At 72.7% G+C, this 8,857-nt stretch carries 6 protein-coding genes; 5 read left to right on the top strand and 1 reads right to left on the bottom strand.

From position 1 onward, the window contains the following. The first annotated feature begins 220 nt into the window (after positions 1-220). Entirely contained in the window at positions 221-1,099 is an 879-nt protein-coding gene (locus SSOG_RS40620) for an SDR family oxidoreductase (protein WP_009720138.1), read from the top strand. 12 nt (positions 1,100-1,111) lie between these two features. On the opposite strand, the gene SSOG_RS40625 is transcribed toward SSOG_RS40620, so the two are convergent. Next, on the bottom strand, positions 1,112-2,131 hold the full coding sequence (locus SSOG_RS40625; protein WP_039939911.1) for a DUF5954 family protein: 1,020 nt from the start codon (positions 2,129-2,131) through the stop codon (positions 1,112-1,114). Positions 2,132-2,350: 219 nt separating this feature from the next. Between SSOG_RS40625 and SSOG_RS40630 the strand changes: the two genes are divergently transcribed. The 4 genes from SSOG_RS40630 to SSOG_RS54390 form a co-directional block, all read left to right on the top strand. Then, positions 2,351-3,859, top strand: a complete 1,509-nt coding sequence (locus SSOG_RS40630) for a cryptochrome/photolyase family protein (protein ID WP_009720140.1) — start codon at positions 2,351-2,353, stop codon at positions 3,857-3,859. Between the two features lie 183 nt (positions 3,860-4,042). Continuing rightward, positions 4,043-5,206, top strand: coding sequence for an NAD(P)/FAD-dependent oxidoreductase (locus SSOG_RS40635; protein ID WP_106516542.1), 1,164 nt, complete (start codon positions 4,043-4,045; stop codon positions 5,204-5,206). A 50-nt stretch (positions 5,207-5,256) separates the two neighbouring features. Beyond that, positions 5,257-8,397 (top strand): MFS transporter, encoded by a 3,141-nt coding sequence (locus SSOG_RS49795; protein ID WP_078510528.1) that lies wholly within the window; start codon positions 5,257-5,259, stop codon positions 8,395-8,397. 5 nt (positions 8,398-8,402) lie between these two features. Further along, positions 8,403-8,857 (top strand): aspartate/glutamate racemase family protein (locus tag SSOG_RS54390; RefSeq protein WP_245606489.1); only part of this gene is annotated, 455 nt, incomplete at its 3' end.

Below are 8,857 nucleotides of genomic sequence, written 5' to 3' on the forward strand. Positions count from 1 at the left end.
CGCAAGGCGGAGGGGCGCCCTCCAGAGGGCCTACTCGGGTGATCCCGACAACGCAGCGAGCGTGCGTGCCAGGCGTCGCGGGCCCGGCGGGACTTTGCGGACACCCCCTAGGCCGCCGAACAGGTGCCGCCGCCCGGTGGCCGCGGCGGTGGTCGCGCCGCGGCCCGGGCCGGGCCCGTACGGTCGCATCAGCCCCGCCCTACGACCCGGGAGCGCCACCGTGCGGAACCGCAGCCCCCTGACCGGACGCCTCGCCGTCGTGACCGGTGCCGCCCGCGGACTGGGCGCGGCCATGGTCCGGGAACTGGCGGGGCGCGGCGCCCGGGTCGTCCTCCTCGGCCGGGAAGAGGAAACCCTCGCGCAGGTGGCCGACTCGCTCGCCGCGGAAACCCACTGCTACGCGGTGGACGTGGCCGACGACGCGGCGATGACCCGGGTGGCCGGGCAGATCCACGACCGCGTCGGATGGCCGTCGGTCGTCGTCGCCAACGCGGGCGTGGCCGAGGGCGGACCCTTCGGGGAATCGCCCCCGGCCACCTGGCGGCGCGTGGTAGAGGTGAACCTCATCGGCAGCGCGAACACCGCGCGGGCCTTTCTGCCCGGACTGCTCGCCACCCGCGGCTACTTCCTCCAGATCGCCTCGACGGCCGCCTTCGGCTCCGCGCCCATGATGAGCGCGTACTGCGCCTCGAAGGCGGGCGCCGAATCCTTCGCCCAGTCCCTGCGCGCCGAACTCGCCCACCAAGGGGTCGGTGTCGGCATCGGCTATCTGAGCTGGACCGCCACCGACATGATCCGCGACGTGGACCGGTACGGAGTGCTGAGGGAACTACGCGCCCATATGCCGCCACCGGCCAGGCGCGTCCACCCCGTCGCCACGGTGGCCGCCCGCATGGTGACCGCAGTCGAACGCCGCGCCGCCACCGTCTACGCACCGCCCTGGCTGCGCCTGGCCCAGCCGGTCCGCCCCCTGCTGCCGCCGCTGGTCACCTGGTTCTCCGCGCGGGAGCTGCCGCGGCTGGCCGAGCGGACCCGCTTCGAGGCGACCGGACTCCTCGGGGCCGGTGGCCACGCGGATCAGTCGGCCTCCGAGGGCTGATACGCCACGGGGTCAGCCGTTGTCGTGGAGGGTGCCGTGCTCGTCCATGGTCGGGTGCATCTTCATGGGGCCGTAGTCGTCGAGGTCCGAGGGGCGCGGCTGCTCCGGCCCGTCGCGGCCGCAGCGCACCATCCGCTCGATGCGGCAGATCCGGAACACGCGGCCGTCCACGCGGGCCTCGTCGGCCCGGCGGGCGCGCCGGAATTCCTCGGCGGCCTGCGCGTACACCGCCCTCTTGCGCTCGCCGAACTCGTAGAGCAGCGGCCACATCTCGGCCATCCCCTGGTAGAGCAGCCGCCGCGCGTCGTGCGGCGTGGGCATCAGGGCGCTCTGCGGCCGCCACCGCTGCCCGGCGCGCTCGGCGATGCCGAAGCCGACGGGCAGCAGGACGATGTCGGGATGGGTGGTGACGGCCCGCTCGGAGTGCTTGCGCACGACGGCGGGGAACCGGGATCCGGAGTACGCGAAGGTGCTCAGCGCCAGCTTCATGGCGCCCGCCATCAGCCCGGCCCCGTCCTGCTCGGGGTCCAGGACGAAGCCGGTGTCGGGCGACCGGGCCTCGTGCCGTCCGTCCCAGGAGATGAGGGACGGTTCCGGGTCGGTGGGCCGCGGCGGCTCCAGGTTGTGCTCGCCGGTGCGGGCGAACTCGTCCCCGCGCACCACCCGGTAGCGCACGCCGAGCACGGTCACCTCGTTCAGCGGCTTCTTCTCGAGCCGGGCCACCGCGGCGAGCAGTGCGCGGCGGGTGGCGGGGTCGTCGGTGTCGTCCTTGGCCTTGAACCACAGGAGCGAGTTCAGCTCGTCCCGGGCCTCCTGGGGCGTGCCGCCGGTCACCGGCTTCACCAGCCGCCAGTGCTCCCCGGCGGCGGGGTCCTGAACGGCCAGACCGAAGACGGGTCCGCGGAGGGCGAGATGCGGATAACGGGAGGACGCGTCCACGGCGTCGGCTTCGGTGACCCATGCGGCGGGGTCGTCGCGCCGCACCAGATCCGCGTGGAGCCGGTCCAGCTTTCGCTTCCAGTGTTCGGCCATGCGCACATTGTCGAGGCTGCCGGGCGCAACACGGGCGGGAACGCCCCAAGTGATCAAAAGCCTTAAATCCGATGTCAGTACCGTGTGTCCGCCGGTCGCCGGGTGGTCGTCCGGGCGGTCGGGCAGCGACCGGAGGGCGGTGCGTGGCGCGTCGTGGACGGGCGGATGACCGCGGCGCATAGCCTGACATATCCGTGTCTGCCGGGAGGCGTTCGAACCATGACGACACGTCAGCACTGGCTCTTCGGCGATCAGCTCGGCCCGCACTTCGCCGACCACCGCCACCACGGCCCCGACCCCCAGGCCCCGCTGATCATGATCGAGGCGCGGTCGGTGCTGAGCCGCCGCCGCTTCCACCGGGCCAAGGCGCATCTGCTGTTGTCGGCGATGCGCCACCGGGCGGCCGAACTCGGCGACCGGGTGCGGTACGTCCGGGCCCGGACCTACCGCGAGGGGCTGGCCGAGGCCGCCGGACGGGACCGGGTGACGGTCTGCCACCCGACCTCCCGCCGGGCGCTGGAGCTGGTCGGGTCGCTCGGCCAGGTCGATCTGCTGCCCGCGAAGGGCTTCCTGGTGACGATGGAGGACTTCACCACCTGGGCCGGGGAGCACGCCCGCGGACGGCTGCGGATGGAGGACTTCTACCGCTGGGTGCGCCGCGAACACGAGCTGCTGATGGAGGGCGACGAACCCGCCGGTGGCCGGTGGAACTTCGATACCCAGAACCGCGAACCGCCGCCGCGCGGCGCCCGCACCCTCGACACCCCCGGCCCCTGGCGCCCCCACGAGGACGAGATCGACGACCGGGTACGGCACGACCTGGACCGCTGGGAACGCGACGGCACGGTCTCCTTCGTCGGCCGCGACGGGCCACGGCAATTCCCCGCCACCCGGCGCGAGGCGCTGGCGTCGCTGCGCCACTTCGTGACCCACCGGCTGCCCTGCTTCGGTCCTTACGAGGACGCGATGCTCGCGGCGGACCCGGTCATGTGCCACAGCCAGCTGTCGGCGCCGCTCAACCTCGGGCTGCTGCACCCGGCCGAATGCGTGGACCGGGCGGAGCGCGCGTGGCGCGACGGTGCCGTGCCGCTGGCCGGTGCCGAAGGGTTCGTACGGCAGATCGCCGGATGGCGGGAGTACGTCTGGCATCTGTACTGGCACTTCCGCGAGGACTACCGCGGTCGCAACGCCCTGCGCCACACCGCCCCGCTGCCCGGCTGGTTCCTGGACCTGGACGCCGACGCGGTGACCGCGCACTGCCTGGCCACGGTGCTGGCCCAGGTCCGGGACACCGGGTGGACCCACCACATCCCCCGGCTGATGGTGCTCGGCAGCCGCGCGCTCCAGGACGGCTGGGACCCGGCGGCGGTCACCGACTGGTTCCACCGCTGCTTCGTCGACGGCTACGACTGGGTGATGCTGCCGAACGTCGTCGGCATGTCGCAGTACGCCGACGGCGGGCTGATGACGACCAAGCCGTACACCTCCGGCGGGGCGTACATCAACAGGATGAGCGACCTGTGCGGCCCCTGCGCCTACCGCCCCGGGGACCGGACCGGTGAGCGGGCCTGCCCGTACACCACCGGCTACTGGTCCTTTCTGCACCGGCACCGGGAGCGCCTGGCCGGGAACCACCGCATGGCCCAGGCGGTCCGGGGGCTGGATCGGCTGGGCGATCTGCCGGAGGTGCTCGCGCGGGCCACGGAGCGGGGCGACACCGCGCCGTGAGGCGATGCCGGCTTCCTTTTCCGGGACGTACTCACGCGCTTTCTGAATTCCTGTCCGGCGGGCAGGTGAACGAACGCTTTACGGCGCGTGAAGTATCACTGCGCCTCGGGCCTCTTGTCCGCCGTGGGAGCCGGGTCTACAACTGACGCAACACCGACCCGCACGCCCTTCAGGAGGTTCCAATTGCGCCGGGAAACACTGAACGGCGGCCGCGTCATCATTGTCGGCGGCGGCGTGATCGGTACCTCCATCGCCTTCCACCTGAGCGAACGCGGATACCGCGATATCACCGTGGTGGAACGCGGACTGCCGGGAGAAGGCACGACGGCGTACGGGACCGGAGGTATCCGGCAGCAGTTCTCGACGCGCGTGAATATCGAGCTGGTGCGCCGCTCGCTCCCGTTCTGGCGCGACTTCGAGGAAATGACCGGCGCGCCGATGCATTTCCGGCAGCACGGTTACCTTTTCCTCATCTCGGACCCCGCCACCCTCCGTACCTTCGAGAAGAACGCGGAACTCCAGCGGTCCCTCGGCGTCGATGTGACGATGCTCGACCCGCGGCAGGCGGCCGGTCTCTTTCCCGGGATCCGGACCGACGACCTGCTGGGCGCGACCTACTCCGCCGCCGACGGATCCGGTTCGCCGACCGACGCCGTCGCCGGATATCTGCGCGGAGCGCGGGCCCGCGGGGCGGAGGTCCGGCAGCACACCGAGTTCCGCGGGCTCGTCACGGACACCGACGGCGCGGTACGCGGCGTCCGGACCGCGGACGGCACGCTCGACGCCGAGCTGGTCGTGCTCGCCGCGGGGCCGCAGGTCCGCGGGGTGGGGCGGCTGTGCGGGGTGGACATCCCCGTACGGCCGCACCCCCGGCAGGCGTTCGCCACCGGCCCGCTGCCCGCCCTGCACGGCGGGCTGCCGCTCGCCGTCGACATGGCCAGCGGCGCGTACGTCCACCCCGAGGCGGCCGGGACGGCGATCGTCGGCGGCAACGACCGCGACGCGCCCAGCAGCGAACAGGCGACGGTGGACTGGTCGCGGGTGGAGTCCCTGGCCGGTGCGCTCTCCCACCGCTTCCCCTCGCTGGAAGGGCTGGAGGTCACCCGGGGCTGGGCCGGGCTGCGGGAGATGACCGCCGACGACCACGCGATCGTCGGCCCGGTCGACGAGGTGCCGGGGCTGTGGGTCGCGGCGGGTTTCTCCGGCCACGGCTTCATGCAGTCCCCGGCGGTCGGCGCGGCGCTCGCCGAGTGGTGGCTGACGGGCGCCCCGCCCCTGGACCTGTCTGCGCTGCGGCTGTCCCGCTTCACCGACCGGGCGCTCGAACTCGAAACCGCCGTCTTCTGAGCCGTCTTCCGAACCGCTGCCCGAGCCGCTTTCTGTGAACGGAGCCCGCCATGGCTTGCGATACGAACCCGACCGGGGCCGAACTGCTCGTCGCGACGCTCGTCCGGCACGGCGTCGACACCGTCTTCGGCGTCCCCGGCGACACCGGCGTCGTCCTGTACGACGTGTTCGCGCGGCACACCGACGCCCCGCGCCACATACTCGCCCGGGACGAACGGCACGCGGGCTACATGGCCGACGGCTACGCCAGGACCCATCGGCGGATCGGCGTATGCGAGGCGTCCAGCGGCGGCGGCGCCGTCTACCTGGCCGGTGGCCTGGGCGAGGCGTACGCCTCCAGCGTGCCGGTCCTGGCGATCACCAGTGACATCCACCGGCGCAGCCGTGGCTCCGGCGCCATCACCGAGATCGACCAGGAAGCGCTCTTCGGCGCCGTCACCAAGTGGTGCCGTACCGCCGAGCGCGCCGCGGACATCCCCGCGCTGGTCGCGGAGGCCGTCGCCACCGCCACCGGCGGCCGCCCCGGGCCGGTCGCGCTGATCTTCCCCGAGGACGTGCTGGAGGAACACGCGGCGGCCGCCGTTCCCGAGGGCGAACCGGTGCTCCCGGCCGCCCGCCCCGGCGCCTCCGAGTTCGCCGTCGCGGGTGTCGCCGCTGATCTGGCGCGCGCGGAGCGGCCGGTGATCTTCGCGGGCGGCGGCGTCCACGCCTCGGGCGCCTGGCGGGAACTGCGCGCCCTCGCCGAGCACGGCGCGCTCCCGGTGGCCACCACGATCCACGGCAAGGGCGCGGTCCCGGAGGACCATCCGCTCTCCCTCGGCGTCGCGGGCGGCAACGGCTGCCGCGGCTACGCCAACGACTACCTGGCCGGTGCCGACGCCGTTCTCATCGTGGGCAGCCGGGCCAATTCCACCGACACCAACGGCTACACCTCCCCGCCCCGCGACCCCGGTGTCCGGGTGGCGCAGATCGACACGGACGCTTCCCGCGCGGGCCACAACTTCCCCGGCAGTGTGCCCCTCGTCGGTGACGCGGCGACCGTCCTGGACCAGCTGCGCGACCGGCTCCCGGCCGCCACCGCAGCGGCCCGGGCGGCCCGGGAGGCGGACATCGCCGCCGTACGGGACGCCTGGGCGCGCACCGCCGCCGACGAGCTGCCGGACCCGGGCGAGGGACGGCTCCAGCCCCGCGAGGTGATCCGGGCCCTGCACCGGGTGTTCGGCCCGCGCGCCTGGGTGGTGGCCGACCCCGGCACCCCGACGCCGAACCTCTCGGCGTACTGGGAGAGCTCGGGGGAGGGCTGGCGGGTGGTGATCCCCCGTGGCCACGGGCCGATGGGCTACGCCATCCCGGCGGCGATCGGCGTGGCCGTCGCCCACCCGGGCGAGCGCGTCCTGTGCGTGACCACCGAGGGCAGCCTGGCCATGGGCGTCGGCGACTGGGAGACCGCGGCCCGTCTCGCGCTGCCCATCACCTACGTCGTGCTGGACAACACCTCGATGGGCTGGATCAAGATGCTCCAGCACCTGTTCCTCGAACGGCGCTACTTCGGGGTGGACCCCGGGCCGATCGACCCGGTGCCGCTGGCCACCGGCATGGGCCTCCCGGGCGCCAGGGCCACCACGCTCGACCAGCTGGACGTGCTGGTCAAGGAGTCGGTCGGCCGCCAGGGGCCATCGGTCGTCCATGTCCCCGTACCCGAGCACAAGGACGCGCGCACCGCCCGTCGCGCCCTGGGAGGCCGTGCTGACCGGGCCAATCCACCGGCCGCCCCGTGTACTGACCCCGCCACCGGCCGTCCCCTGTACTCCCGATCGTCCGCCCTCTTCACAGCACGTGCAGGTTCCCGGAAGGATCCGCTCATGGAGGCTCACGCAACCCTCTCCACACCGCCTGATTCCGCCGCCCCCACGGTCGACCATCCGACCGCCATGCGGGCCGCCCGGGCGAGCTTCACCGGCACCGCCATCGAGTGGTACGACTACTTCCTCTACGGCAGTGCCGCCGCCGTGGTGTTCCCCAAGGTGTTCTTCTCCGACCTCGGTGCCACCGCGGGCACCCTGACCTCCCTGGCCACCTTCGGTGTCGCGTTCTTCTTCCGGCCCCTCGGCGGCGTCATCTTCGGCCACTTCGGCGACCGGCTCAGCCGCAGGCAGGCCCTGGTGGCCACCCTGCTGATCATGGGTATCGGCACCTTCGCGATCGGGCTGCTGCCCACCGTCGGACAGGTCGGTGTCCTCGCCCCGGTCCTGCTGGTGTTCCTGCGCATGCTCCAGGGCATCGGACTCGGCGGCGAATGGGGTGGCGCGGCGCTGCTCATCGTCGAAAGCGCCCCCACCGAACGCCGCGGGCTGTACGCGTCGGCCTGCCAGCTCGGCGTACCGGCGGGGCAGCTGGCCTCGGCGGGCATGGTGGCGCTGTTCTCGCTGCTGCCGGAGGAGCAGTTCCTCAGCTGGGGCTGGCGGATCCCGTTCCTGTTCAGCGGACTGCTCGTGGCCTTCGGGCTCTACCTGCGGAAACGGCTGCCCGAACCGCCCGAGTTCCAGGCCCTGAAGGACGCGCGGAGGCGGCCCAAGCTGCCGCTCGCCGAGGTCATGCGCCACGCCAAGAAGCAGACCCTTCTGCTGATCTTCGTACAGGCCGCGTCCACGATCGGCTACTACCTCTTCACCGTGTACTCGCTGTCCTACGTCGAAGGCGACCTTGGGCTGCCGCAGTCCTGGGCGCTGAGCGGGGTGCTCATCGGCGCCGCGCTGCTGCTCCCGGCGATGCCGCTGTACGCCGCGCTGTCGGACCGGATCGGACGCCGCCCGGTGTACTTCGCGGGCACCCTGTTCATCGCCCTGTTCGCGGTCCCCTTCTTCTGGCTGCTGGACACGCGCAACCCGTATCTGATCGCGCTGGCGATCGTCCTGGCGCTGGTGTGCGGCTACGGTCCCACCGGGGCGCTCAACAGCGTTCTGTACGCCGAGCAGTACCCCACCCGCTACCGCTACACCGGGGCCTCGGTGGCGTATCAGATGTCCAGCGTGGTCGCCGGGGCACCGGCGGCACTGGTCGCCGCGGCGCTGGTGTCCGCCACCGGATCGGGCATGGCAGTCTCCTGGTATGTGATCGGGGCGGCGGTCATCTCGCTGATCTGCGTGATTGCCCTCGAGGAGACCCATCGCACCGCGCTGACGAAGGAGTAGAGACGATGGCGGACATCGGGATCGTCATGCTGGACAACCGGATTCCCCGCCCGGCCGGTGACGTGGGCAACCCCGCCAGCTTCGACTTCCCCGTCGCCATGGCGGTCGCGCCGGGGGCCGGCACCCGCCAGGTGGTGGAGCGCTCGGCCGAGGGTCTGCTGCCCGCGCTCACGGCCGCCGCCACCGGCCTCCAGGACGCCGGGGCGGCCGCCGTGACCACCTGCTGCGGCTTCCTCGCCGTCCATCAGCCGGAACTCGCCGACGCCCTGCGGGTCCCGGTGGCCACCTCCAGCCTCCTCCAGGTCCCCCTGGTGCTCCAGACGCTGCGCCACGACCAGAGGTGCTGTGTGCTCACGGTCAACGCGAGCACGCTCACCGACGCCCATCTCCAGGCGGTCGGCGTCGGGCCCGCGCTGCGAAGACCGTGTCCACCTCGCCGGTCTGGAACACACCGAGCACC

It is taken from the genome of Streptomyces himastatinicus ATCC 53653, assembly GCF_000158915.1.
GTDB classification, from domain to species: Bacteria; Actinomycetota; Actinomycetes; order Streptomycetales; family Streptomycetaceae; genus Streptomyces; species Streptomyces himastatinicus.

Bases quoted from the DNA above. Each gene is read 5' to 3' on its own strand.
- SSOG_RS40625 (WP_039939911.1), bottom strand. From the start codon at position 2,131: ATGGCCGAACACTGGAAGCGAAAGCTGGACCGGCTCCACGCGGATCTG.
- SSOG_RS40630 (WP_009720140.1), top strand. From the start codon at position 2,351: ATGACGACACGTCAGCACTGGCTCTTCGGCGATCAGCTCGGCCCGCAC.
- SSOG_RS49795 (WP_078510528.1), top strand. From the start codon at position 5,257: ATGGCTTGCGATACGAACCCGACCGGGGCCGAACTGCTCGTCGCGACG.